Source organism: Microbulbifer mixtoriginis (SeqCode), from assembly GCF_052466865.1.
In genome coordinates this window covers 1,079,390-1,104,207 of record NZ_CP174293.1, presented here as the reverse complement: position 1 = coordinate 1,104,207, position 24,818 = coordinate 1,079,390, and the positions used below count along the sequence as shown (strand labels likewise).

The following is a 24,818-nucleotide window of genomic DNA, read 5'->3' as shown; positions in this document are numbered from 1 at the left end:
TCCGAAGCAAAGGGAGTACACGCGTTATGGTGAAGAAACTTACCGCCACACTGTTCGGCCTCTCCGCACTGGTCCTGGCTGGCTGCGGCAGCGAAGAACCCACAGGGCAGCAACCGCCCCCTCCGGCCGTGGAGGTTGCCCAGGTTAGCACCGAGGCAACCACTTTGTGGCGCAGTTTTACCGGCCGCGTTGTCGCTCCGGAGACCGTTGAACTACGCCCCCGTGTCAGCGGGTATATCGACCAGGTATCTTTCACTGAGGGCGCCCTGGTAGAGCGAGGTGATGTGTTATTCACCATCGATCAGCGCCCCTACAAAGCCAAACTGCGTGCCGCCGAAGCGGATTTACAACGAGTGCGCAGCGAACTGGCATTCAATACGAAGCAGGCCAGCCGTGCCCAGCAGCTGCTCGACAGTAAAGCCATCTCGCGAGAAGAATACGACCGCCGCATCGCCGCGCGGGATGCCAAGCACGCAGCCCTGAATGCCGCCGAAGCCGCTGTGGAAAACGCGCGCCTCAACCTGCAATACACCGAGGTGACAGCCCCTATTAGTGGCCGTGTTAGCCGCGCCCAGATAACCCGCGGCAATCTGGCCAACGCGGATACAACCCTGCTGACCACCCTCGTGTCTGTAGATCCCATGTACGTGTATTTCGAAAGTGACGAGCAGACTTTTGCCGCCAGTCGCAATCTACTTAACAGCGATGCCAGGCCCCCAGTTCATATCGGCTTAGCAGGCGAACACGGCTACCCGCATAAAGGTCAGTTGGATTTTATCGACAACCGCCTCAACAGCCACACCGGCACTATCCAGTTCCGAGCTGTAGTCTCCAACCCCGAAGGCACATTTAAGCCAGGGCAGTTCGCCCGCGTGGAAATGCCTATCGAAGAAATGGCCCAGGCAGTACTGATCGATAGCAAGGCAGTACTCACCGACCAGGATCGCCGCTATGTCTATGTGGTCACGCAGGAGAACTTGACGGAACGTCGCCCGGTAGAATTGGGCCCGCGGCAGGGGGAGCGCACGGTGATCCGTAGCGGCCTTCAAACTGGCGAACGAATTGTAGTCAACGGCCTCCAGAAGATCTTCTTCCCCGGCATGCCGGTCGCACCCGAGATGATCGCCCAGCAGGGTCAAGGCAGTAGCGCTCAGGCCGCCGGACACTGAGCCTAGGTGTTTCCACTACTTTTGGACAACGAGTTTTGGGCACCGAACGCCCAACGAATCCTATCAATGGAATCCGAGCGGCCTGAAAGCCGCTTCCCAGGTAGCAGCGTATGAATTTTTCCCGTTTCTTTGTCGACAGGCCCATCTTTGCCTCGGTGCTGTCGATCATTATTTTTGTAGTGGGATTGATTAGCATCCCGTCATTACCAGTCAGTGAATATCCTGAGGTTGTACCGCCTAGCGTGCAAGTAAGTGCCCGCTACCCTGGTGCCAACCCCAAGACGATATCCGAAACTGTTGCCACACCACTGGAAGAAGCCATCAATGGTGTGGAAAACATGATCTACATGAAGTCGGTGGCCGGCAGTGACGGCACCCTCACTTTGAATGTCACTTTTAAACTCGGCACCGATCCAGACCAGGCACAGGTTCAGGTACAAAACCGGGTATCCCAAGCGCTACCCCGTCTACCGGAAGACGTGCGCCGCCAGGGGGTAACCACGCAGAAGCAGTCGCCCAACCTGATGATGGCGGTGCATCTGATCTCTCCAGACGACAGCCTCGATGCCACCTATATTCGCAACTACGCCGTACTGCATATCCGTGATGAGCTGTCGCGTATTCCCGGTGTGGGCCTCGCCGCGGTCTTTGGCTCCGGAGACTATGCCATGCGCCTGTGGGTAGACCCGCAAAAAGCGGCGGCCCTGGGCGTGACTGCAGCGGATATCGTCAGCTCAGTGCGTGAGCAAAATGTGCAGGTGTCCGCCGGACAGATCGGCGCCTCACCGATGCCCAATGGCTCTGATTTCCTGATCTCTATCAACGCCAAGGGCCGCCTGCAAAGCGAAGAAGAGTTTGGCAATGTGGTACTGAAGACCGGCAGCGATGGTGAAATCACCCGATTGCGTGACGTAGCGCGGGTTGAACTGGCCTCATCCCAAGACTCTCTACGCGCCTTACTAAATGGCCGCCAGGCGGTCGCCATTCCGATTTTCCAGTCTCCAGGCTCCAATTCCCTGGAAGTCTCCGCTGCAGTGCGCGAGAAGATGGCGGAACTGGGAGAACAGTTCCCTGAAGGCCTGGAGTGGAAAGTTGCCTACGACCCAACCGTATTTGTCAGCACTTCCATCAGCTCTGTGATCAAGACCCTGCTTGAGGCGGTGTTACTGGTAGTGCTGGTGGTTATCCTGTTCCTGCAGACCTGGCGCGCCTCCCTGATTCCACTCTTGGCTGTGCCGGTATCCATTGTTGGTACCTTTGCGGTGCTACTGATGCTGGGCTTCTCGATCAACACCCTGACCCTGTTCGCCATGGTACTGGCCATCGGTATCGTGGTGGATGACGCCATCGTGGTGGTGGAAAACGTCGAGCGCAATATCGAGGAAGGACTGACACCCCTGGCTGCAGCCCACCAGGCCATGCGCGAGGTGAGCGGCCCGATTGTCGCCATCAGTTTGGTGCTCTGTGCAGTGTTTGTGCCCATGGCCTTCCTGGACGGCATCACCGGCCAGTTCTACCGCCAGTTCGCCACCACTATTGCCATCGCCACCATTATCTCCGCGATCAACTCCCTGACCCTGTCCCCGGCCCTGGCGGCTACCCTGCTGAAGCCGCACGGTGCCAAGCCGGATATGCCCGCGCGCATTATCGAGCGCCTGTTCGGCTGGTTATTCCGCCCGTTCAACCGCTTCTTCCAGCGCAACTCTGAACGCTACCAGCGGGTGGTGGGCCACAGCCTCAAACGCCGCGGTATCGTATTTGGGGTCTACCTGATATTGCTCGGCGGTACTTTCGCCCTTTTCCAACAGGTGCCCGGAGGCTTTATTCCGGTTCAGGATAAGACTTACCTGGTGGGCAGTATCCGCCTGCCGGAAGGAGCCTCCCTGGATCGCACTGAAGAAGTTGCGCGCCGCGTGAGTGAATTGGCTCGGGAAACAGAGGGCGTTGCCAACGCGGCGGCTTTTGTCGGCTTTAACGCCCTACAAGGCACCAATACCCCCAACGTGGGCACGGTATTTATCCTATTCGACGACTTCGATGTGCGCGAACGCAGTGCCACCGAAATCGCCGCGGAGCTAAACGGCAAGCTCTCCCAGATCAAGGAAGGCTTCGCCATGACCTTCATGCCACCACCCATCTTCGGGCTGGGCGCAGGCTCCGGTTACTCCCTCTATGTCCAGGACCGTCGTGGTGCCGGCTACGGTGAGCTGCAAAATGCCACCAATATGCTGGCTGGGGCCTTGAGCCAGGCCAGCGGCCTCAGCTATCCCTTCAGCTCCTACCAGGCCAATGTGCCGCAGATGGACGCTGAGGTAGACCGCCTGCAGGCCAAAGCCCAGGGCGTGCGTATGGACGACCTGTTCGGCACCTTGCAGCTGTATTTCGGCTCCATGTATATCAATGACTTCAACCTGTTCGGTCGCACCTACCAGGTGGTTGCCCAGGCAGATGCGCCTTTCCGCGATGAAGTGCAAGATCTCGACAATCTCTACACCCGCAATATGAATGGGGAAATGGTACCCATCAGCACCATGGTGACCCTGCGCCAAAGCTACGGACCCGACCCGGTCATCCGTTACAACGGCTATCCCGCAGCCGATTTGATGGGGCAATCCGATCCCAGCATGCTGTCTTCCTCTGAAGCACTGGCGGCGGTTGAGCAGGTAGCCGACCAGGCCCTGCCTCCGGGTATGCAGATCCAATGGACCGACCTCAGCTTCCAGCAGGTTAACCAGGGCAACGCCGCTATGGTGGTATTTCCACTGGCAGTACTGCTGGTATTCCTGGTACTCGCCGCACTCTATGAGAGCTGGGTGATGCCGCTGGCGGTTATCCTGATCGTGCCCATGTGTCTGTTGGCTGCACTATTCGGTGTTTGGGCTACTGGCGGCGACAACAATGTATTTGTTCAGGTAGGGCTGGTTGTATTAATGGGGCTCGCCTGTAAAAACGCCATTCTAATTGTGGAGTTTGCCCGCGAGCTGGAAATGGACGGCAAGGGTACCGTAGAGGCAGCCTTGGAGGCCTGTCGCCTGCGTTTGCGTCCAATCATTATGACTTCCGTAGCCTTTATTGCCGGCGTGGTGCCCCTGGTGCTAGCCAGTGGCGCCGGTGCCGAAGTGCGCAACGCCATGGGTATTACCGTATTTACCGGCATGATTGGCGTAACCCTGTTTGGCTTGTTCCTGACCCCAGTGTTTTATGTTGCACTGCGCAAACTTGCCGGTGGCAGCTTGTCCAACACAACAAAAACTAATGAGCCAGCACTGATTCAGGATTCAATGGAGCAACCGGCGCATAGCTAGAAATAACCCCCAACTTCAAGCCCCCGCTGCGCTCTGCTCGGGGGCTTTTTTTTGCTCTATGGCTCTTCTTTTTTCCAGCGGGCACTGGGGAAAACTAATACATAAAGCCAGGTAAACAGACAGAGAGGCATGCAGAATAAAATCACGATCACCCCCAGCAGCACACGCATAAAGTCACTGCCCTCTTCATGCTTTTCTGCGCGATCCCACAGATAAGACCGGTAGCAATGATCCGGCCCATCGATGGGGATAAAGGTAAAATTGATCACCCATTCCAAAATCCGCCAATAACGGCGTAAACGTGTCTCCTGCACCCGTGAAAAATAACCGCAACGACCAGAAATAGTGGCATCGGGATTGCCACCAGCAATAGCATTACCGAGCTGATCAATCGCGATGCAGACATTGATTATCCAGCTTCTTCTGGCGCCTCTCATTACACGCTCGTCTAATTAAAAGGAATCCGGCAAGCACTGCCACTCGCCAAGTAATGTATAGACGTATCAAGACAAGAGCAGCCTCCCGAGTCGTACAGACCTGCCACTTCAGATAAAAGGGTCGGCTAGACTTCTCACAGGTGGCAAAGAAACCTTTGCCGGCTTAGAAAGTTGTAGGCGCAGGGGTTTCTCCTAAAAAATGTTGCATATCTCCACCATTGCCACCCACTCGGAAAGAATGTTTCCCGTACTCCAGGAATCCGCCAGACGCAATGGCGTATCACTTACCATTCTTGGGCGCGACCACCCCTGGAAAGACTTTTCATCCAAAATGGATATTTTGCTTCCTTTTTTTCAAACACTGCCTGAGGAAGACATAATCTGCTATCTCGACGGTTTCGACTCATTGATATTACCGTCAGTACGCCTGCTCGAAAAAAACTTTCACTCCTTTGGCAAGGATATTATTTTTTCCAATGACTACCGGCACGATGGTGTTCAGGGGTATTTTGAGAAAAAATTCTTTCCTAACGAACATGTTTTTTCCACGGGAATATTTATTGGAAAAAACAAAGCACTACAAAACCTATTCCAGGCAGCCCGCGGAATGTATCCCAATTACTGCGATGACCAGAAAATACTGCGGCGCTATTATGCGCATCACACTTGTGAGCAGGTGGATATAGATCACGAGGCCAAGTTATTTTATAACTTTGACATGGCCGACCCCAGTTACAACCTGCTCAATCAAGTAGACCATATTCAGGGAGGAAAAATTTACCTGTTCAACGGGCAGAGTCCCAGCATTATCTCCTTCCCCTGCAGCTGGTTCGCCATTGGTATCAAGAAAAACCTGCATATCCTGCTGGAAAAGCTGGGCTATGACTACTACCCGGAAGTGAATATCAAGGGCACACTTAACGGCTTAAAGTACTATATAGGCACTTCGATAAAAGAAAGCATTAAAACATTGCTGAAGTAACTCAACACTTTTGCCGCTTCCTATATTTTCACCCCTGCTTCACCCGGAGCAGTCACGAGCAATATCCATCAATAGAAGCTGTAACTCAATTCAAATGGTGAATAGGGCCCGGCACACCAGTCGCCAGTATCCAATTGATAGCAAGGCACTCCCGCAGCAATGCAATTGTCCAGGTCACCCATATAGGGATCACAAACCAGGCAAAAGCGTGGGAATGCAGTCAGTTCATCGGGCGGAACGGGACTGTGCTTATAGGAATAATAAATTGCGGTGCCATTTAAATCCTGCCAAAAACCATCGGCACAGCCACCGAGCAGCTGCGCCACAATCAATGACAGTAAAACTTTACTCTTCATAGGAAATACAACGCCTTCCACCGGAAATATCAAAGCAACGGGCACTCTCAGGACAAATTGATCCGGGCGCCAATTCCTCAGAGTCACCGGGGCAACTGGAATGACTGGACCTGCGTGTTGAGGGAGCTGCGGGCATTGCTTGAGAGGGATATGCGCGATATTCCGCATGGCGGGGTATCGGCGCACTGGTTGGGTAGACCACCTGGTTGCGCGTATCCGGGGTACCGCAAGCTGGAAGCAGCAAGCTGGTACACAACGCGGAAATGGCTATAGGGAATTTTTTCATGGGCTTGCCTCCGTATCGGCACCACGCGAAACCTAATTCGCGTACTTCGGTAAATGATCGGACGGTGCAGCCACAACCTTGCGCACTACCTTCCCAGACTCGCAGCTCGGTGCTTAGTACACCCTCAGAACCGGGAAGAACCAGGCGGTGGAGTCGTACACCTGGTGAGTGCAATGCCCTTCACACTCATTATTAACAGGCAAGGCCTGAGCAGGCGATGAAACAATCGAGTCGGCTTCGACAAAGCCACCTTCCTGCCCGCTAGCCTGAGCCTCGAAAAAGAAAGGGTCTTCCCCTTCCACTTCCTCCGCGGGTAAGAATAAGCAACCCTGCACCGCCAGAGCCGCTACAAGCGGCAGAGCGAATTTCCTTGAAGGCCTCATGATCCGACACTCCACTTTCAGTGTTGCGCTGATAGCTGTCTTTCAAAAAAGTCTAGCCGGCGAGGATTATCCAGCCAGTTGGCGCCAGGTCATTTCTGCGTGCAATTCATTTTTATAAAGTTTTATGCGCCATTTTAGATACTTTTGTGGGTAACTGGTTAAAAGTTTCTTCGCAGTAAGGCACCTACGAGTCCGTTCTGACTAAAAAAAGCAGAAAGAACTCACAACTTCTTAAAAGCCCAATGTCAGCTGAGTGGCCCCCATAAAAAAAGCGGCCATAGGCCGCTTTTTGAGGGTTGTGCTGTAGCTTATGAATAGGCTATAGCAGCAGGCGCCGCACATCCGCAAGCACACTCACCAGGTAGGTCATAAAGCGTCCGGCATCGCCACCATTGACCGCGCGGTGGTCGTAAGAAAGCGCCAAAGGCAGCATCTGCCGCGGCTCGAAGTCCTCGCCGTTCCACACCGGCTTCACCGCCAACTTGGAAACACCGAGGATGCCCACTTCTGGCGAATTGACGATCGGGGTAAATCCGGTACCGCCAATAGCACCCAGGCTTGAGATGGTGAAACAGGCACCCTGCATCTCGTTGGGCTTCAGCTTGCCATCGCGGGCTTTCAGGGCCATTTCAGTGGCCTCGGCCGCCAGCTCGTACAAGCCTTTTTTATCCACATCGCGGATAACCGGCACCATCAAGCCTTTTGGCGTATCCACCGCCATACCCACATGTACATAGTCCTTGCGCACAATCTGCTCGCCATCGTTGTGCAGGGACACATTGAAGCTGGGCTCTGCGCGCAGGGCCGCGGCTACCGCTTTCAGCAGGAAAGGCACAGGCGTGAGTTTCACACCGCGCTTCTCCGCCTCAGCCTTCATAGACATGCGGAAGGTTTCCAGCTCGGTGATATCCGCATCGTCAAACTGGGTGACGTGAGGCACATTGAGCCAGTTGCGCGACATATTGGCTGCGGTGATCTTGTGGATCTTGCTCATCGGCTCCACGTTCACCGGGCCAAACTGGCTGAAGTCGATATCCGGCATCTTGGCGATACCGATTCCACCTCCGACACCAACCGCACCGCTCTCGGCTTTCTTCACCTGTTCGCGGATGTAATTATGCAGATCGTCCTTGGAGAGCCGGTTGCGCGGACCAGTGGGCTTCACCTTGTTCAAGGTAACACCCAACTCACGGGCCAATTTGCGTACGGCGGGACCGGCATAAACCTGGGCTGCAGCAGTGAGATTGCGCTCCAGCTGGTAATCTTTCTGCGGCACTGACGGCGGCTCAACAGATAAAGGGGCCTGCTGTGGAGCGCTCTCGACAGGCGCAGCAGCTGCCGGGACTGCGGCTTGAGCTGCGGGCGCGGCGGCACCACCTGCGGCAACCACTTTCAATACACCGAGGGTATCGCCCGTGGAAACCTTATCGCCCTCTTTAACGGCGATAGAAACTACAGTACCGGCGCTGGGGGAAGGGACATCCATGGAGGCTTTATCGCCTTCCACCACAATCAGAGAGTCGCCCTCTTCGACGGTATCACCGGGTTGCACACTGATCTCGATCACATCAACCGCATCGGCACCGCCCAGGTCCGGGATCTGGATCGTTTCCTCTTTCGGCTCGCCGCTCGCTACTGCCGCAGGGGCTTCAGCTACAGGCTCTGCCACCGGCGCAGCTTCTTGCTTGGCGGGGGCTACAGCGGGCTCCTCTGCTGGAGTTTCCGCGACATCGGTTTCGATCTCACCGATCACATCGCCTTCAGAGACCTTATCGCCCTCTTTTACGCTGATGCTGAGGATTTTGCCGGCCACCGGGGCCGGCACATCCATGGAGGCCTTGTCGCCCTCCACCACAATCAGAGAATCCTCTTGCGCGACGGTATCACCGACGGCAACCGTAATTTCAATCACATCCACCTGATCGGCACCGCCGAGATCAGGCACTTTAATGACTTGTTTTGCCATAGGAGTTCTGCCTTCTCTTAGCTGATGCGCGGGTTAACTTTTTCGGCGTCGATATTGAGCTTCACGATCGCTTCGGACACTTCTTTCGCATCAATCACACCCTGCTTCGCCAGCCCATTCAGAGCGGCAATCACCACATAGTTGCGATCCACCTCGAAGAAGCGACGCAACTGCTCGCGGCTGTCACTGCGGCCGAAACCATCAGTACCCAGGGTGGTCAAGTCCCCATCGATAAATTCACGCAGGGGCTCCACATAGGAACGGATGTAGTCAGTGGAAGCGATCACCGGTGAGGTATTGCCCTCAAACTGCTCGGTGATCCAGGCTTTGCGCAACTCGGCTTCTGGGTGCAGCATATTCCAACGCGCCACATCCTGGCCTTCGCGAGCCGCTTCCACAGCGGAGGTGAGGCTCCAAACATCGGAGGTCACGCCAAATTGGTCGGCGAGGATATCCGCTGCTGCCAGCACTTCGCGCAAAATAGTACCGCCACCAATCAACTGCACATGCTTCTTGGCAGTCTTGCCCTTGGCGCCTTTCTTGACGTTGGACTGGAGTTTGTAGATACCGCGAATAATGCCCTCTTCCACGCCCTGGGGCATTTCCGGTTGCAGGTAATTTTCATTCTCGATGGTGATGTAATAGAAGACATTCTTCTGCTCCTCGTACATCTCCTTGAGGCCCCGCTGCATAACCACAGCCAACTCGTAACCGTAAGCCGGATCGTAGCTGCGACAGTTGGGGATAGTGGAGGACAGTACATGGCTGTGACCATCCTGGTGTTGCAGGCCCTCACCATTCAAAGTGGTACGACCGGCGGTGGCGCCAATCAGGAAGCCGCGCGCCTGCATATCGCCAGCGGCCCAGGCCAGATCGCCCACACGCTGGAAGCCGAACATGGAGTAGTAGATATAGAAAGGCACCATCGGCACGCCGTGGTTGCTATAGGCCGTAGCCAACGCCATCCAGGCAGACATGGCACCGGCTTCGTTGATACCCTCTTCCAGCACCTGGCCTTTCTTATCTTCCTTGTAATACATGATCTGGCCGTGATCCACCGGGGTATAACGCTGCCCTTCAGAAGAGTAGATACCCAGCTGGCGGAACAGGCCTTCCATACCGAAGGTACGGGCTTCATCGGGCACAATCGGCGCGATATTCTTGCCGATATTCTTGTCTTTCACCAGTGCGGCGATAGCGCGCACAAATGCCATAGTGGTGGAAATTTCGCGCTCGCCGGAGCCTTTGGTCAGCGCGCTGAAGGCATCGAGACCGGGCACTTCCAGTTTCGGGCACTCAATCGGGCGACGGGGAACCGGGCCGCCCAGGGTCTTGCGGCGCTCCGCCATATATTTCATTTCCGGGCTATCCGGAGACGGACGGTAGTAAGGGACTTCTTCCAGCTCTTTATCGGTGAGCGGGATGGCAAAACGGTCGCGGAAGCGCTTAAGGGAATCCAGATCCAGCTTCTTCACGGAGTGGGTATCCATCGCCGCTTCACCGGCGGAGCCCAGGCCGTAGCCTTTAACTGTTTGCGCCAGGATCACAGTGGGCTGGCCTTTATGGGCCATGGCTGCCGCGTAAGCTGCGTAGACTTTATAGGGGTCGTGGCCGCCGCGATTGAGCTTCATAATCTCATCGTCGGACATATCCTTGACCAGCTCCAGCAGCTCCGGGTACTTGCCGAAGAAGTGTTCGCGGGTATAGGCGCCGCCGTTGGCCTTGAAGTTCTGCATCTCGCCATCGACCACTTCGTCCATGACTTTCTGCAGAAGCCCCTTGTCGTCTTTCTCCAGCAGCGGATCCCACAAGCGGCCCCAGAGTACTTTAACGACATTCCAGCCGGCACCGCGGAATACACCTTCCAGCTCCTGCACGATTTTACCGTTACCGCGCACCGGGCCATCCAGGCGCTGCAGGTTACAGTTAACCACGAACACCAGGTTTTCCAGTTGCTCACGGCCGGCCAGGGAAATGGCACCCAGAGTTTCCGGCTCATCACATTCGCCGTCGCCGAGGAAAGCCCACACCTTGCGGTCACCGCGCGGCGATAAACCACGGGCGGACATATAGCGCATAATATGCGCTTGATAAATTGCCTGAATCGGTCCCAGCCCCATGGAAACTGTGGGGAACTGCCAGTAATCCGGCATCAACCAGGGGTGTGGATAAGAGGAGAGACCGTTGCCGTTCACTTCGCGGCGGAAGTTATCCAGCTGCTCCTCATCGAAGCGTCCTTCCAAGTAAGAACGGGCATAAATACCCGGCGCACTGTGGCCCTGGAAGAAAATCAGGTCGCCGCGCTCTTCACCTTCATTGCCGCGGAAAAAGTAGTTAAAGCCCACATCGTAGAGTGTGGCGGCAGAGGAGAAACTGGAGATATGGCCGCCGAGGTGGTCGTTATTCTGGTTGGCACGCACCACCATCGCCAGGGCATTCCAGCGAATCAGGGAGCGAATACGGCGCTCCATAAATAGGTCGCCGGGCATGCGCTTTTCCGCATTGGGCGGAATGGTATTGCGGTAAGGGGTAGTGATAGCCGCGGGTAGCTGCACACCGACATCGGTAGCGCGATCAGACAGCTGCTTTAGAAGGAAGGCGGCGCGCTCTTTGCCGCTGTAGCGGATAACCGCCTGCAGCGCATCCAGCCATTCCTGCGTTTCGAGGTTATCGGTATCTTCGTGCATCAAATGCTCCTCGGCGAATTAGGCGACGTCGAGTCGGTCTATTTCTCAAAAATCGGTACGCGGGCAAACTACAGCGCAGGCGAAAAAATGCTTCCTTTTTTTCAGGCTTCCGCCAATTCACCGCCGTTGGTGGCGGAAATGCAATGTGTGAATCTTCACCCGATCGCGGCGGAGAGGAAAAGCGGCGCCAGTCTGTGCCGCGAGTGCTTAGTTTGACTGTAATTATCTGTTCCGGGCCCCACTCTAACGTGGCGGACAAAGCCCCATTCCCGGTTATTAGCGGAAGCGATTGTAGTATTACTACAAAAATTTTTCCAGATAGGACGGCTAGTAACAAACAAAACAAAACGGCAAAACAATTATTTGCCATTTTGCTGTTTTACCGGAATATTTTATGGAAAGTTTGAGAAAACAAATTACAAAATCGAGTCTCAAATAAAGGTGCCAGTCACAGCTGCACCAGCTCCCCGCCAGATTGGTATTCAGCGTAGACCAAGTAGCGCAGTGGACCACCCGCCGCCATAGCATCGAAGGGATAGCAGGTCACCAGTAGCAGGCCGCGCTCGGCAAAAACCGGCAGACGTTCGCGCTCACTATTTACGATGCGCAGCTCCGTCACCCGATACGTGTGCCAGCGCCCGTCTTCACCCTGCAGGTAAATGCCATTGCCGCGCCGCAGGGTTTGCAGCCCGGCAAAGTGCGTATCCCGATGCGCAGCGATTACCGTGGTGCGAAAGTCACCGGGCTTGCCGGAACCATCAAGCAAGCCGGGACCAAAGGCGAGGGATTCTCCACTGCCTCCCGCCAGCACTATAAAAGGACGCTGACCCTGCAGCTTGAGCTTGGCCACCGGCCGGGTATCCGCCCAGGGCCAGGGCTTTTGCGGAACCCCACCCTGCAACTGCTCCTCCCAGGCACTGGCAATCAGCAACTGGGCCAGCTGCGCCTTGGCCAGCAGCCAGGAGGCGGAGCCCAACTGCCACAACCCCACCAGCAGGCACACTGAAAAAAGCAGCAGGCGCATCACTACGGCGTACTCCCCAGCTGCGCCTCCAGACCACTGTTACAGCGGCGCAAATCCGGCACCACCTTGCGCAGCAGGCGGCGGATTGCCCCCATCAAATTGGCGCGCATTGAGCGGCCGCGGCGCAACAGTGCTGCCAGGCTGAGCAGACTCAAGGCAGCAAACAGCTGCGCGTAAACGCCTGTGGCCGTACTGGGGTAAGCCTGGCGCTGCAACACCTGCCCTCTGGGCACCATGTTGGTGAGCGCACTTTGGGAGAGCTTTTCTTCGGGCTTGCGCACCAGCTCTTCTTCAACCGCGACAAAGCTGGTGTAGGGGCTGGCGAGTTGATGATCCAGGGCAAGCTGTAAAATCTGTGCACGCAGAGCCTGGCCCGCATCGCTCTCCTCACCCAGCTGGGTCTGGCGGTCGCGCAGGGATTCCATTTTGTTGCGCGCCCACAAACTGCCGATGCCCTTGCTACTGGGGGCCTGCTCCAGTGTCAGCGCCAGGTTGCGCGCAAACTGCTTACCGGCCATACGCCCACGCAACTGAATGTCCCCATGCAACGACTCCCCTTCCACCCTGGCCACCAGCTGCAACGGCTCGCCGCGATAGAGATCGGGGATTCGTTTTGGATAGGCATCCGCCACCACGCCCTCGGGCCAGCTCAGCTGCAGGTCGGTGGCCATAGGGTTTTCCAGCTTGCCGAAAAGGGTCTGCATGCGTCCGCGCACCTCGGAAAGGTCTCCGATAGTGACCGAGATACCGCGGCCAAACTGGGCAGCTTTACGCATAAAATGGCTGTTGGGCGCCGAGCCAATACCCACCGTAAATAAACGCGCATCGCCCAGGTGTTGGTGGATTAACTCGAACAGCGCCTGTTCATTGCCCACCGCACCATCGGTAATAAATACCACCTGGTGTACCAGGTTGTTGTTATCGGGCAACTGCTGGCCCAGCGCTAAACGTAGCGCAGCAGCCATCTCGGTGCCGCCATCGGCATTTAAGCGTTCCACCTCCCGGCGTGCACGCTGAATATTCTCCGCATTCGCCGCCAGCGGGCGTGGGAAAAAAGCACGGGGGCTGTTATTAAATTCGATTACATTAAAACGGTCATTACCATCTAGACGTGAGAGCGCCAGGGTAAGACTCTCCTTGGCCTGGCGGATAGAGTTACCGCTCATAGAACCGGAGGTATCGATCACGTAAACCACTTCCCGCGGCAAGCGCTGGGCGCGAGTGCCCTCATCCGGTGGCAGCAGCATTAGCTGCAAATAGGTACCGGATTTTTTATCTGCACTTTCCCTGCCATCCGCCTGCACCCCAGCGACACGCTCACTAAAGAGCGCCGCACGCGGCATGGCCGAGGGCTCCGGCTGCCAATTTAAAAGAAAGTCCCGATCCATTTTTGCCCTGCCCTTGCGCAGACGAATCGAGTAGCGCTCTCCGGCTTTTTCATCGATGGCAATATCGTGATAAGGACTGCCGATTTTCACCAGCGGCAAGCCGCCTTCCAGCTCTACTTCAATGACAATATTGTGATTACCCGCCGCTTCCAACTCTGCCGCCGGCTGCATCAACGGGGTTATCGTTGCGGCATCCGGTACCTGATCAGTGGGCAGCGCCCAGCCACTGCTCTGAGTGGCCAGCTCCAGCTCGGTACCACCGAAAGCTTGTGAGGGAATGGGCTCACCGGGGATATAACGGGGAGTCAGGGTGGTTGGCAGCCGCAAAGAAAAAACGCCACTGTCATAGGCCACCGGCTGCAGGTAGCGAATATTCACCTGCACCGTTTCTCCCGGTGCAATATTGGCCACTTTGTTGGTAAACAGGTTGGGGCGCTGTTGCTCCAGGAGGGCCGCGCGCTTACCCGCCGCGCGCGCGGCCTTATAAATCTTTGCCGCCTGTTTGCGTTCGCGTACCTTGCCGACAATACGGCGCTCGCCCAATTGAATCTCGAGGCCAGCCACCGCTGCCTGCTCGGGCAATGGCAGTGCGTAAACCGCCTCCTGCCAGCTATCGCTGGTATTTTGAAAAGCCTGCTGTAATTGCACTTCCGCAACCAGACCACGCACCACCATTTTGACACTACTGTGCAGGTGCACGGCGGGCACATAGCGGCCCGGCTCTGCGCCGCTAAACAGTAAATCCCCCGCCTGCACATCATCCAGGGTAACCGGTTCAGCGGTAGCCGTATCATTTTCAGAGACAAGCGCCTGGGCACTGACCTCGGCCCCGATTGCCGCAATGACCACCGCCAATACCACCACTATAAATAACAACCAGCGACCGGTACCACCGCTCTTCTGGCGGCGGCGGTAATATTCCTCTGTCGGCAACATCAGATCGTCTTTATGGAACCGCTGCCCAAACAACATCACCCTGTTCACTCACTTCCCTCCACTTTTAAATTGGATGTTGATGTCATTAAACAGAGGGAAGTGGGCGAAAGGCAGCAGGGAAGCGGGCGGGAAAAGGGAGGAATTATGGCGAATTGTGGCATATGGGAATTGCCTCCCCCTCAGATATCCCCACTCTCCCTCTCTAAATAACTTTTATAGCTAATGGAACTTCTAGGCCAAATTCCCCCAAGACCTAAAGCATGATCATATCCAGTCAAGACACATATCAAATACAACCTTCTACAACCAAAAAATTCCGATAAGAACAAAATAAAAAGCCAACTCATTAATTCTTATGCATAAATTCACGGGTCAAACTCAACCAAACCATTTCAGTTAAAAATCCACATGCATTTTTCTATAGACCTTGCAAACATTAAGTTCCGTCTCATGCATCCCAGAGGTATCATACGAACCGCGCCTCATTAGGTAGCTCTTACAACGCTCCACCAAACCACGTTCGACTACATTTTCATACTGCTTAAAAAAATCTCCACGACAACTCACCCCCATATCGTACCAATACAAATTACACGATTGCTCTAACTGCCTAAAGCTATCCTGTTTCAGCTTCTTATCAAGATATTTATTACTTCCATTTCCTAAAATTAGAATTAAACCCCTTGGCTTCAATACCCTATAGACTTCCTTGCTTAACACAGAATAACCATAGGGACTTACAGAAAGAACAACATCCACCGTACAATCACCCAAAGGGATTTTGTTCATAACATCAGCATTCTGAACATAACTCCACTCTAGATTATTACAACCACCAAACTGATAAGCATATGGAGCAACAGGAAATTCATTTTTATCAAAATTAAGGATTCTCCAACCTTTAAGCTCGGGAAAAAACTCAAGCTCTCCCTCTCTTAGCGGCTGCTTATAGCCAGAACCCAGATTTACGATAAGAGGCCCATTAAAATTCACAGCAAATCCCTTTCTCAAATAAGCAAAATACGGAAAAACACCCCTTACCCGTAAGGGTAGAGAGTGCACAAATAAAGTTTTAAACTCAGCAGTCGCGAAGAGCACTCTAACATATCGACAAAAAGGGAAAATCACACTTTATTACAAAACATTCTCCATATCGTTTCAGAAACAGTTATACAGCGACAACCATCTCTCACCCATCTGAATAGCAACAACAAAATTATTGGTAAAATTAAAAAATCGGCGGAGAGAGAGAGGGGGGGGGGGATTTAAATAACAAACCTAAAAGATCAACGGCAAAATCTCCACTGATCAGTCAATACAGATTTAATATTAATGAATTTTCTTAAGAGAACATCTGCACCAAGACCATCGAACCAATAAGGAATAAAATTTCCTGACATAAAAAAACCGGCGCAAGCGCCGGTTTTTTTATCAATCAATCTGATATCAGTCGACCAGACCATAATCCTTACGCAATACTTCAAGTAATTCCGCTTTGGGGTTATCGGATATCTCCAATTTCGTACCAATAATCTTCTCAGCAATACCAACATAAGTATTAGAGAGATCCATCAGCATGGATTCCGGCAGCTCGTTGTCGCGAGCCAGTGCCAGGCGCTCATCCATGCGGTCTTTGTTTAGCAGGATATCGGCATCGGGGAAGTGATTGAGCAGGGCCTGGCGGAAACCCTCTTTGGATTTTTCCACAACCTTGCCCGCGCGATACTGTTCGCCGTTCCAGATACGGGAGGAGTCAGGGGTACCCACTTCGTCCATGTAGATCAGCTTTTCTTTACCATTGGCATCGGTGACATAGCCGAACTATTAGGATGCCTAAAAGACATTTCATAATTTTTTAAAGTAATCAATATCCAGGAAATATAGAAAAAAGCTCTGCAAGAAGATAAATAGCGGCCTCACCTGACTACCAAGCGATGATAGCTCCCGCGCCATACAAAAGCTCTCTCAGCTTTCCAGCGTCACACATATCTTCTAAGCTTTCTGCCATCTTGTTGCGAAGTTTCTTCTATTCTTACGGCGAGAGCAAATCAGATCAATTTCACGGTGGACAAAGGTATAGCGTGACGGGTCAGAATCCGTATATTTTTCATACACTAGACGTCAAATTTTTGTATTTTCAAAGGTAATATTAAGTGGTGGCTGCTATAAATTTACTTCTGCTAGTAAGGCCAAAGTAACGGTGCTTCCCAATGGAATACCCCCGCCATCGACCACCACCACCCACTTTGTACCCTTGCCCTGCTTAGTTTTTCTGACTTCTGCTCCCCTTTTTTACTGGAGAAAAGCTGCCATCCGAGAAAAATTCTTCCCAGTTAAGAAGGGATCTTTGATCGAGCTATCCGAGATAGTTTTCGCCAAACCTCCAACCAAGTGCCTTGTTCTTCTCAAAAATGGAGCCCTCTCCACCAAATACTCAGCGATGTGTAGGATAGAGGCAGCCCCTTCCATCGTACCCCTGAACACAAAATCCATAAGACACCTTCAAAACATGCACGGTTATCAATGGGTTTAGGGCCACTTTTTCCACATTTTAGCTTGGGAAGGCAAGGCTCAATCAATTCCCATTGGGTGTCGGTTGATTCTGACTTAATTCTGCTCACACTTGCTGGTCTTATCATTCCATGAAGCCACAAGAATAACCGATTTCAAGTTATGAAACAGCTTCTAGTAGATTAGTAGATGTTCTTTAACGCCAAGAGAACACTTATTCAACATACCACCATCTCAAGCATGAAAAACTAACATCAAGGGCTGGTTGCCAGCACCAAATTCTATATCAGCAGCAGTTAGGGTTTACATTTCCACTGAAGGCAAATGATACATAAAGCAAATGAATTAAAAAATAAAGCTATAATCTACTTCGCCACCCAAAATATTCAATATAATTTGAATACGAAATCACTATAATTCATTTGATATAAGCTGTAATCATCTATTATCCATTAATTATTCACCCCCCCTGTTTTCACTTATATAATCTAGCAACCTAAAGCAACAAGCCAGTGTCAGATAATTAATAACGGAGTATTAATATGACCAGATTAAAAGCACAGAAAATATGGGATAATCACCCCTACCCAGACTACCCATGCAGCACAGAACACTTTGGAAATCAGTGCGCAATAAGGATGGGGGTAGCCCTAGAAAAGTCAGGAGTTGATACCAGCTCATTCGATAAGATGTACCCAAATCGAAGATGCTATAAGGGATTAAACCACAACCCCAAACACATCCTCTCCGCCGAAGAGATGGCTTACTGGATGAAAGCCAATACGAAGTTATTTGGGAGCCAAAAAACTTATACGAAAGCCACCTCAGCCAATTTTATTGGAAAAAAGGGGATTGTTTTTATTATGAATGGCTGGGGGTCTACCGATCATATTGATATCTGGATCGATAATGAGATGAAGGGTGGATCTCCTTATTATTTCGGCCTAGGCGAAAGGGTTTGGTTCTGGGAACTCGATTAATGCGAAATTTAACTTTCATCCTTATTACGCTTCTGACCGCAGCTTGCAATGCAAGCGATAAAAAAGTTACAGATCGAGCAGAAATTGAAGGTCATTCTTTAATCTTAGAAACTGACAAAGGTATATGTATATTACACATTAAAGATAAAGAACTTTTCAGCTCCAAGGCTCTTGATATTGCACCACCTTGCTTTTTTTTACGCCAAGGAACTCAAGAACCTCAATCCTTTTCCTACCCTGATAACGACATTTTATCTGTAATAATGGTAGTCGGCTCACCAGCCCCCCAAGAAAAGAGAGAAAGATGGGGAATTAGGGAGGAAACTATATGTGGGGAAAGTCGACAAGGTATTCTATTTAAGGAATCAGGAGAGGTAGTAGCTGGGAAAACGCTTAAGGGTGGACTGGTGTGCAAAGACAAGGGAGCAGATGAAAAAGATTTTTGGTACCTAGCTCATTAGAGACAAGAAGATCTTTAAATTAGAATTCAGGTTTTCCCCGGCCTCATCATTTTTAGTGAGTACTCTGCTTAGCCTGTAATACTGACATTTTTCTAATTGCACTCTATCCTCAGCCAGTATTGGGCACAAAAAAACCGGCGTAAACGCCGGTTTTTTCTCAATCAATCTGATATCAGTCGACCAGACCATAATCCTTACGCAATACTTCAAGTAATTCCGCTTTGGGGTTATCGGATATCTCCAATTTCGTACCAATAATCTTCTCAGCAATACCAACATAAGTATTAGAGAGATCCATCAGCATGGATTCCGGCAGCTCGTTGTCGCGAGCCAGTGCCAGGCGCTCATCCATGCGGTCTTTGTTTAGCAGGATATCGGCATCGGGGAAGTGATTGAGCAGGGCCTGGCGGAAACCCTCTTTGGATTTTTCCACAACCTTGCCCGCGCGATACTGCTCGCCGTCCCAGATACGGGAGGAGTCCGGGGTACCCACTTCGTCCATATAGATCAGCTTTTCTGCACCATTGGCATCGGTGACATAGCCGAATTCAAACTTGGTATCGACAAAGACCTGGTCGAGCTTTTCCAGCTCGGTAGAAATCAAATCGAAACCTTCTTTCAGCAACTGCTCGTACAGGTCGATATCGCCCGCGCTGCGAAAGCCGAAGGCCGCGAAATTGTCTTCGATATTCTTGCGGGTGACATTGACGTCATCTGCTTCCGGCACGCCGGGGATGCCCTTGAGAATACCTTTGCTGGAGGGGGTAATCAGCAGCTCTGGCAGCTTCTGGTCTTTCTGCAAGCCGTCGGGAATTTCAATACCGCAGAACTCGCGCTCGCCCTTTAGGTAAGAGCGCCACATGGAGCCGGTGATGTACTGGCGGGCTATGGCTTCGATCATCACCGGGCGCGCCTTCTGTACGATCCACACCAGCGGATGCGGGATATCCAGAATATGGCTGTCGGCCAGACCCCGCTCTTTAAACCGCTTGAACCAGTGGTTGGAAATCGCGTTCAATGCCGCGCCCTTGCCGGGCACACCGCGCATGCCGCCCTCGCCGGTCCAGATGCAGTCGAATGCGGAGATGCGGTCGGAAATCACCATTACCGCGAGAGGGGTGTCCGGGGAAACCGGGTAGCCTTTTTCCTCAATCAGGCGGCGGCTATCTTCTTCGCTCAGCCAGTAAACAGAACGGACCTTGCCGCTGTGGACAGGCTTATCGGTACGGATCGGCAGGTCATTATTGACCGCTAGAACTTTGTCAGCCAGGCTCATGGGCTCTCACCTATTCGAAGGAGCAAATAAAAGAAAGCGCGGCATTCTAGCAATGGCCCGCGTCGATACAAAGAAAAGAAGTTGGCGGGAGCCCCCGAACAATTTCGTGATGCCTCTGGCTTTCAGGCCGGTTACAGGCAGGACTCGGCTGCGCAGGAGTGCCTAGACGTTTCAATAAGTCGCAACGCAGAGTGTGACCCGCTCTTAAAGCTCTATAGGGCGGGCCAGGTTGCGGAATAACAATGGCTCAGAGGCTCCCTGCGGGCTCGCCGGCATTACTCCGATATACGCTTGGCCTCCCACTCGGCCTGGTGCTCGCTGGTGGGCCAGGCACTCATAATGGCCTTAAGCAGGGTCGCCAGCGGAATAGCGAAGAAGACGCCCCAAAAGCCCCAGATACCACCGAAAAACAGTACCGCCAGGATAATTGCCACCGGGTGCAGATTGACAGCCTCAGAGAACAACAGTGGCACCAATACATTGCCATCGAGCAGCTGGATAATGCCGTAGGTCATAATCAGGTAGAAAAACTCATTGCTCCAACCCCACTGGAACAGGCCAATGGCCGCCACCGGGATGGTCACCACCGCCGCGCCGATATAAGGAATCAATACACTCAGGCCCACCGCCACCGCCAGCAGCAGGGCGTAATTGACCCCCAGCAACAGGAAGGCGGCGTAGCTCACCGCTGCCACTATGCCGATCTCCACCACTTTGCCGCGCACATAGTTGGCCACCTGGTCGTTCATCTCGTGCCAGATCTGGTGCAGCATGGGGCGCTGCTTTGGCAGGAAAGAGGTACACCAGCGGATCAGCTGGTCGGAGTCCTTCAAGAAGAAAAATACCAGGATCGGCACCACCACCACATAAATCAGCAGGCCGGCAAAAATGGGCAGGTTGGTGAGAGAAAAGGCCAGCAGGGTCTGCCCCATGCCACCCAGCTCTTTGCCGAGAGTATTAAAAACCTCGTCGATCTGCGCCGCAGAAATCAGGCGCGGGTAGCGCTCCGGCAGTAGCAACAACAGCTCCTGGCCGCGCTGCACCATATTCGGCAACTCCGCACCGAGGCGCACCAGCTGGCGCCAAATAATCGGTAGCACCACAAATAGCAGGCCCACGATAGTGCCCACTAACACCAAGCAGGAAAGTGTTACCGCGAGCCAATGGGGCACCCGCCAGGACTTCAACTTTTGCACCATGCCCTGCATCAGGAAGGCGATTACCAGGGCCGTAAGCACAGGCGCCAGCACACCTCCGAGCGTGGCCAGTACCACCAGCGCTACGGTGAGCAGCAGCACGAGCAACACCACTTCTTCCTGACTGAAGTAGCGGTTCACCCAGCCTTTAACAATCGACAACATAGACTCTCGGGATTGATTCTTCATTTGCCAGCGTACAGCCAATATAGAAAGGTATTATCACGCCTCTCGGCGCGCAGCAGGGGCCTGCCACTCAGTGCGGCAAAGCTGTGAAAATCGCGCCAGGAACCCTCATCGGTGGCCATCACACACAGTAAGGTCCCCGCTTCGTATTGGCGCAGGGCCCTGCGCATAGCCAGCAGAGGCTGGGGGCAGGGCAACTGGCGGGCGTCCACCGTTACCGCCGCATGCCAGTCCGGCACAGGGTTTTTATCAACGGTATTGGAAGGGGGCACGGCCATTGGCTATCTGGTCACAAGCTTTACAGAGCCGCGGATTATAACGCGTAATCTGCGCCAGTTACCGACAATGCTTAACCCTTTTTAACCTTCCCGCTGGCGCCGGCCAGAACCTTTACCGCCCCACCCTGTCTAACCCTCGACAGTTCAACGGGGTTGCGTATAGAGTTGGACTATAGATCCTTCATGGACAGACCGAGCAGTAATCAAAATGACTGATCCCCAAAAAAGCCTGCCTCGTCGATCAAACAAAGCGCCTCTCTCACTGCGATTGCGCAATACCTTAAAGGCACTCGGCTTAGGCCTGTTGCTCGGCAGCACTCCCATTGCAGCCACCGCTGACTCCGAGGGAATCCGCCTGCCGGAACTTGGAGACAGCACCAGCGGCCTGGTATCCCCCCAGCGCGAGAAAGAACTGGGCCAAATGTGGCTACGTATATTTCGTAGCCAGGTTAAGACCTCCTCCGATGCACTGCTGCAGCAGTACGTCGAAAAAACCGTTAAGGGCCTGGCCGAATACAGCCCCCTGGAGGACAAGAATATTGATGTGGTCGTGGTAAATAATGAAACCATGAACGCATTTGCGGTACCCGGTGGCATTATGGGTATTCACACCGGTCTCTTCCTATTTGCGAAAAACGAAGATCAGTTTGCTTCGGTGGTCGCCCACGAACTGGGCCACCTCAGCCAGCGCCACTACGCCCGCTCCCTGGAAGCCCAGCGCAACAACACCCTGCCCACCCTGGCCGGCATGCTCGGCGCTCTGGTACTCGCCGCCACCGCCGGTGGCGAAGCGGGCCTCGCCGCCATAACCGCAACTCAGGCTGCAGCGCTCGACAGCCAGCTGCGCTTTAGCCGCAAGAATGAACAGGAGGCCGATCGGGTCGGCATCGAAACCTTGGCAAGATCCGGCCGCGATCCAGATGCCGCCGGCGAGATGTTCGAGCAGATGCTCAAAGCCACCCGCTATTACCGCCGTCCACCAGAGTTCCTGCTGACCCACCCGGTGACAGAGAAGCGTATCGCCGACGCCAAGCTGCGCTCCCAGCGCATGGAGGATGTCGAACCCAGCGATAGCCGCGACTACCATATGATGCGCGCGCGAATTCGCCTGGCCACTGAAGCCACCCCTCAGCAGGCCGTTAAACGCTTCCAAGCCGAACTTAATGGTATCCATGACAACGAAGATGCCGCCCGCTACGGCCTGGCATTGGCACAAATCGCCGCAGGAAGGCCGGATTCCGCCCTGGACACCCTGCAGCCGCTCCTCGATAAGGAGCCCTCCAAAGCCGCTTTTGTCTTGGCGCGCGCCGATATTGACCTGGTACGCCAAGACTATTCAGGCGCCACCCAGCGCTTGCAGCAGGCATTGGACCGCAACCCCGGCGACCACGCCCTGGTGATGGGGCTCGCCAACGCTCATTTTAAAGCGGGCAATTATCTGGCGGCAGAGCGCATGCTGGCCAAATACAGCCGGGTGCGCAAGAAAGACCCCGCCGTATGGTACCTATTGGCCGAGACCCATGGCTTGGCCGGGGATATCGTCGGGGTGCACGAGGCACGAGCCGAATACTATATTTTGATCGGTGTTTTCGATAAGGCCCTGCAGCACCTGCGCCACGGCATTCGCATGACCAAAGACGACTATCAAACCAATGCCATCCTGAAACAGCGCCTTAAAGACGTCATCAAGATGCAGGAAAAAGCCAAGGAGCTTTGACCTCACTCATTAACAACACAAACAAAAAGAGCGGCCTCTAGCCGCTCTTTTTGTTTGGCACTGGAGCCCGCTAGGCGCCTTTAACCCTTGCGGAAATCCAGCATTCTCTGCAGCGGGATCATCGCCTTACGGCCCAGCTCCGCATCTACAAAGATCTCGTTATCACCGCGCTCCAGCACCCCACACAAATTCTCCAGGGAGTTCATCGCCATCCAAGGACAGTTTGCACAGCTGCGACAAGTCGCGCCAGCTCCGGCAGTGGGGGCAACCATCAACTCTTTATCCGGGCACTCCTGCTGCATCTTGTAGAAGATGCCCTGGTCGGTCGCCACGATAAAGCGCTTCTCTGGGCGGGTCTTGGCTGCATTGATTATCTGCGAAGTGGAACCCACCACATCCGCCAGTGCAACCACCGAGGCAGGGGATTCCGGGTGCACCAACACTACGGCATCCGGGTAGAGCGCCTTCAGGTCCTCCACACCTTTCGCCTTGAACTCCTCGTGCACAATACAGGAGCCATCCCAAAGCAGAACATCCGCACCGGTTTCACGCTGCACATAACCACCGAGATGCTTATCCGGGGCCCATAGAATTTTTTCACCGTTGGCATCCAAATGGTCCACTACATCCAGGGCGATACTGGAGGTAACCACCCAGTCCGCTCTCGCCTTCACCGCCGCAGAGGTATTGGCATAGACAACGACCGTGCGATCCGAATGCTGATCACAGAACTCGGAAAACTCATCCGGGGGGCAGCCTAAATCCAGGGAGCAGGTAGCCTCTAGGGTGGGCATTAACACACGCTTATTCGGCGTCAGGATCTTGGCGGTCTCGCCCATAAACTTCACACCGGCCACCACCAGGGTATCGGCGCTATGCTTGGCACCAAAGCGGGCCATCTCCAGAGAGTCGGATACACAGCCACCAGTCTCTTCGGCCAAAGCCTGGATTAATGGGTCTGTGTAATAGTGAGCCACTAACACGGCATTCTGCTCTTTAAGCAGACGCTTGATACGCTCGCGCCAGGCTTGCAACTCCTCCTCACTGTACTGAGACACAACCGGCTCCGCCAAGTGCGCCTGCACCAGGGAGAGGGAATCTACCGTTTCTGCAACAACGGACTTTTGGGTCATGGCTAACTACCACCAGCGAAAAACGCGCAGTATAACGCATTGCGACGCCATATCAGCGCACCTAAAGTATCAACAACTGGTAATTCGACAGCACCGCAAGATAAGTTACGCCCCAGGCCTGGGCTGCAGAGCCCAAGAGAACAGAGAAGCAGTTTTGCACG

21 protein-coding genes and 1 pseudogene are annotated in these 24,818 nt (G+C 53.7%); 7 read left to right on the top strand and 15 right to left on the bottom strand.

Annotated elements, in window-relative coordinates; all coding sequences use genetic code 11:
• Positions 1-26: 26 nt before the first annotated feature.
• Complete coding sequence (locus tag ACJJJA_RS05070) at positions 27-1,169, top strand: efflux RND transporter periplasmic adaptor subunit (protein WP_444888063.1); 1,143 nt, start codon at positions 27-29, stop codon at positions 1,167-1,169.
• Between the two features lie 110 nt (positions 1,170-1,279).
• Entirely contained in the window at positions 1,280-4,474 is a 3,195-nt protein-coding gene (locus ACJJJA_RS05065) for an efflux RND transporter permease subunit (protein ID WP_444903900.1), read from the top strand.
• 56 nt (positions 4,475-4,530) lie between these two features.
• Here the strand turns inward: ACJJJA_RS05065 and ACJJJA_RS05060 are convergent, their stop codons facing one another.
• Complete coding sequence (locus ACJJJA_RS05060; RefSeq protein ID WP_444903899.1) at positions 4,531-4,911, bottom strand: hypothetical protein; 381 nt, start codon at positions 4,909-4,911, stop codon at positions 4,531-4,533.
• A gap of 199 nt (positions 4,912-5,110) precedes the next feature.
• Between ACJJJA_RS05060 and ACJJJA_RS05055 the strand changes: the two genes are divergently transcribed.
• A complete protein-coding gene (locus ACJJJA_RS05055) occupies positions 5,111-5,893 on the top strand; it encodes a glycosyltransferase domain-containing protein (RefSeq protein WP_444903898.1) in 783 nt (260 codons plus the stop codon).
• A gap of 68 nt (positions 5,894-5,961) precedes the next feature.
• On the opposite strand, the gene ACJJJA_RS05050 is transcribed toward ACJJJA_RS05055, so the two are convergent.
• From ACJJJA_RS05050 to aceE, 5 genes are all read right to left on the bottom strand, one after another.
• Positions 5,962-6,249, bottom strand: a complete 288-nt coding sequence (locus ACJJJA_RS05050; protein ID WP_252084643.1) for a hypothetical protein — start codon at positions 6,247-6,249, stop codon at positions 5,962-5,964.
• On the bottom strand, positions 6,239-6,535 hold the full coding sequence (locus tag ACJJJA_RS05045) for a hypothetical protein (RefSeq protein ID WP_444891283.1): 297 nt from the start codon (positions 6,533-6,535) through the stop codon (positions 6,239-6,241). The genes ACJJJA_RS05050 and ACJJJA_RS05045 overlap by 11 nt, the downstream gene beginning before the upstream one ends.
• Before the next feature lie 113 nt (positions 6,536-6,648).
• Complete coding sequence (locus ACJJJA_RS05040) at positions 6,649-6,918, bottom strand: hypothetical protein (protein ID WP_444883824.1); 270 nt, start codon at positions 6,916-6,918, stop codon at positions 6,649-6,651.
• Between the two features lie 319 nt (positions 6,919-7,237).
• Complete coding sequence (gene aceF, locus ACJJJA_RS05035) at positions 7,238-8,884, bottom strand: dihydrolipoyllysine-residue acetyltransferase (protein ID WP_444903897.1); 1,647 nt, start codon at positions 8,882-8,884, stop codon at positions 7,238-7,240.
• Positions 8,885-8,901: 17 nt separating this feature from the next.
• A complete protein-coding gene (aceE, locus tag ACJJJA_RS05030; RefSeq protein ID WP_252084639.1) occupies positions 8,902-11,571 on the bottom strand; it encodes a pyruvate dehydrogenase (acetyl-transferring), homodimeric type in 2,670 nt (889 codons plus the stop codon).
• 3 nt (positions 11,572-11,574) lie between these two features.
• On the opposite strand from aceE, the gene ACJJJA_RS05025 reads away from it, so the two are divergent.
• Positions 11,575-11,787 (top strand): hypothetical protein, encoded by a 213-nt coding sequence (locus ACJJJA_RS05025; RefSeq protein WP_444899038.1) that lies wholly within the window; start codon positions 11,575-11,577, stop codon positions 11,785-11,787.
• A 232-nt stretch (positions 11,788-12,019) separates the two neighbouring features.
• Here ACJJJA_RS05025 and ACJJJA_RS05020 read toward each other — a convergent pair whose 3' ends face one another.
• The 5 genes and pseudogenes from ACJJJA_RS05020 to ACJJJA_RS05000 form a co-directional block, all read right to left on the bottom strand.
• Complete coding sequence (locus tag ACJJJA_RS05020; RefSeq protein WP_252085963.1) at positions 12,020-12,595, bottom strand: class GN sortase; 576 nt, start codon at positions 12,593-12,595, stop codon at positions 12,020-12,022.
• A 2-nt stretch (positions 12,596-12,597) separates the two neighbouring features.
• Positions 12,598-14,967, bottom strand: coding sequence for a marine proteobacterial sortase target protein (locus ACJJJA_RS05015; protein ID WP_444903896.1), 2,370 nt, complete (start codon positions 14,965-14,967; stop codon positions 12,598-12,600).
• Positions 14,968-15,315: 348 nt separating this feature from the next.
• The gene (locus ACJJJA_RS05010) at positions 15,316-15,912 is read right to left on the bottom strand and encodes a class I SAM-dependent methyltransferase (RefSeq protein WP_252084636.1); all 597 of its coding nucleotides are present in this window, start codon (positions 15,910-15,912) and stop codon (positions 15,316-15,318) included.
• Between the two features lie 453 nt (positions 15,913-16,365).
• Positions 16,366-16,740 (bottom strand): annotated as a pseudogene (locus tag ACJJJA_RS05005) (phosphoribosylaminoimidazolesuccinocarboxamide synthase); the annotation flags it as partial.
• Between the two features lie 584 nt (positions 16,741-17,324).
• The gene (locus ACJJJA_RS05000; RefSeq protein WP_444891287.1) at positions 17,325-17,558 is read right to left on the bottom strand and encodes a transposase; all 234 of its coding nucleotides are present in this window, start codon (positions 17,556-17,558) and stop codon (positions 17,325-17,327) included.
• 414 nt (positions 17,559-17,972) lie between these two features.
• Here ACJJJA_RS05000 and ACJJJA_RS04995 point away from each other — a divergent pair, with 414 nt between their 5' ends.
• Together ACJJJA_RS04995 and ACJJJA_RS04990 are read left to right on the top strand one after the other, a co-directional pair.
• Positions 17,973-18,410, top strand: coding sequence for a T6SS effector amidase Tae4 family protein (locus ACJJJA_RS04995; protein WP_444891288.1), 438 nt, complete (start codon positions 17,973-17,975; stop codon positions 18,408-18,410).
• Positions 18,410-18,871: a hypothetical protein gene (locus ACJJJA_RS04990; protein WP_444903895.1), complete on the top strand. Its 462-nt coding sequence runs from the start codon at positions 18,410-18,412 to the stop codon at positions 18,869-18,871. The genes ACJJJA_RS04995 and ACJJJA_RS04990 overlap by 1 nt, the downstream gene beginning before the upstream one ends.
• A 172-nt stretch (positions 18,872-19,043) precedes the next feature.
• Here the strand turns inward: ACJJJA_RS04990 and ACJJJA_RS04985 are convergent, their stop codons facing one another.
• The 3 genes from ACJJJA_RS04985 to ACJJJA_RS04975 form a co-directional block, all read right to left on the bottom strand.
• Positions 19,044-20,147 carry a phosphoribosylaminoimidazolesuccinocarboxamide synthase gene (locus ACJJJA_RS04985; RefSeq protein ID WP_444903894.1) on the bottom strand — a complete coding sequence of 368 codons (1,104 nt, stop codon included), beginning with the start codon at positions 20,145-20,147 and terminating at the stop codon, positions 19,044-19,046.
• Between the two features lie 275 nt (positions 20,148-20,422).
• The gene (locus ACJJJA_RS04980) at positions 20,423-21,508 is read right to left on the bottom strand and encodes an AI-2E family transporter (RefSeq protein WP_252085962.1); all 1,086 of its coding nucleotides are present in this window, start codon (positions 21,506-21,508) and stop codon (positions 20,423-20,425) included.
• 20 nt (positions 21,509-21,528) lie between these two features.
• On the bottom strand, positions 21,529-21,807 hold the full coding sequence (locus tag ACJJJA_RS04975; RefSeq protein WP_252084634.1) for a sulfurtransferase TusA family protein: 279 nt from the start codon (positions 21,805-21,807) through the stop codon (positions 21,529-21,531).
• A gap of 208 nt (positions 21,808-22,015) precedes the next feature.
• Between ACJJJA_RS04975 and ACJJJA_RS04970 the strand changes: the two genes are divergently transcribed.
• Positions 22,016-23,524: a M48 family metalloprotease gene (locus ACJJJA_RS04970; RefSeq protein ID WP_252084633.1), complete on the top strand. Its 1,509-nt coding sequence runs from the start codon at positions 22,016-22,018 to the stop codon at positions 23,522-23,524.
• Positions 23,525-23,604: 80 nt separating this feature from the next.
• On the opposite strand, the gene nadA is transcribed toward ACJJJA_RS04970, so the two are convergent.
• Positions 23,605-24,657 (bottom strand): quinolinate synthase NadA, encoded by a 1,053-nt coding sequence (gene nadA, locus ACJJJA_RS04965; protein WP_252084632.1) that lies wholly within the window; start codon positions 24,655-24,657, stop codon positions 23,605-23,607.
• Positions 24,658-24,818 lie beyond the last annotated feature (161 nt).

Bases quoted from the DNA above. Each gene is read 5' to 3' on its own strand.
- ACJJJA_RS05070 (WP_444888063.1), top strand. From the start codon at position 27: ATGGTGAAGAAACTTACCGCCACACTGTTCGGCCTCTCCGCACTGGTC.
- ACJJJA_RS05065 (WP_444903900.1), top strand. From the start codon at position 1,280: ATGAATTTTTCCCGTTTCTTTGTCGACAGGCCCATCTTTGCCTCGGTG.
- ACJJJA_RS05060 (WP_444903899.1), bottom strand. From the start codon at position 4,911: ATGAGAGGCGCCAGAAGAAGCTGGATAATCAATGTCTGCATCGCGATT.
- ACJJJA_RS05055 (WP_444903898.1), top strand. From the start codon at position 5,111: ATGTTGCATATCTCCACCATTGCCACCCACTCGGAAAGAATGTTTCCC.
- ACJJJA_RS05050 (WP_252084643.1), bottom strand. From the start codon at position 6,249: ATGAAGAGTAAAGTTTTACTGTCATTGATTGTGGCGCAGCTGCTCGGT.
- ACJJJA_RS05045 (WP_444891283.1), bottom strand. From the start codon at position 6,535: ATGAAAAAATTCCCTATAGCCATTTCCGCGTTGTGTACCAGCTTGCTG.
- ACJJJA_RS05040 (WP_444883824.1), bottom strand. From the start codon at position 6,918: ATGAGGCCTTCAAGGAAATTCGCTCTGCCGCTTGTAGCGGCTCTGGCG.
- aceF (WP_444903897.1), bottom strand. From the start codon at position 8,884: ATGGCAAAACAAGTCATTAAAGTGCCTGATCTCGGCGGTGCCGATCAG.
- aceE (WP_252084639.1), bottom strand. From the start codon at position 11,571: ATGCACGAAGATACCGATAACCTCGAAACGCAGGAATGGCTGGATGCG.
- ACJJJA_RS05025 (WP_444899038.1), top strand. From the start codon at position 11,575: ATGCTCCTCGGCGAATTAGGCGACGTCGAGTCGGTCTATTTCTCAAAA.
- ACJJJA_RS05020 (WP_252085963.1), bottom strand. From the start codon at position 12,595: ATGCGCCTGCTGCTTTTTTCAGTGTGCCTGCTGGTGGGGTTGTGGCAG.
- ACJJJA_RS05000 (WP_444891287.1), bottom strand. From the start codon at position 17,558: ATGATAAGACCAGCAAGTGTGAGCAGAATTAAGTCAGAATCAACCGAC.
- ACJJJA_RS04995 (WP_444891288.1), top strand. From the start codon at position 17,973: ATGACCAGATTAAAAGCACAGAAAATATGGGATAATCACCCCTACCCA.
- ACJJJA_RS04990 (WP_444903895.1), top strand. From the start codon at position 18,410: ATGCGAAATTTAACTTTCATCCTTATTACGCTTCTGACCGCAGCTTGC.
- ACJJJA_RS04985 (WP_444903894.1), bottom strand. From the start codon at position 20,147: ATGAGCCTGGCTGACAAAGTTCTAGCGGTCAATAATGACCTGCCGATC.
- ACJJJA_RS04980 (WP_252085962.1), bottom strand. From the start codon at position 21,508: ATGTTGTCGATTGTTAAAGGCTGGGTGAACCGCTACTTCAGTCAGGAA.
- ACJJJA_RS04975 (WP_252084634.1), bottom strand. From the start codon at position 21,807: ATGGCCGTGCCCCCTTCCAATACCGTTGATAAAAACCCTGTGCCGGAC.
- ACJJJA_RS04970 (WP_252084633.1), top strand. From the start codon at position 22,016: ATGACTGATCCCCAAAAAAGCCTGCCTCGTCGATCAAACAAAGCGCCT.
- nadA (WP_252084632.1), bottom strand. From the start codon at position 24,657: ATGACCCAAAAGTCCGTTGTTGCAGAAACGGTAGATTCCCTCTCCCTG.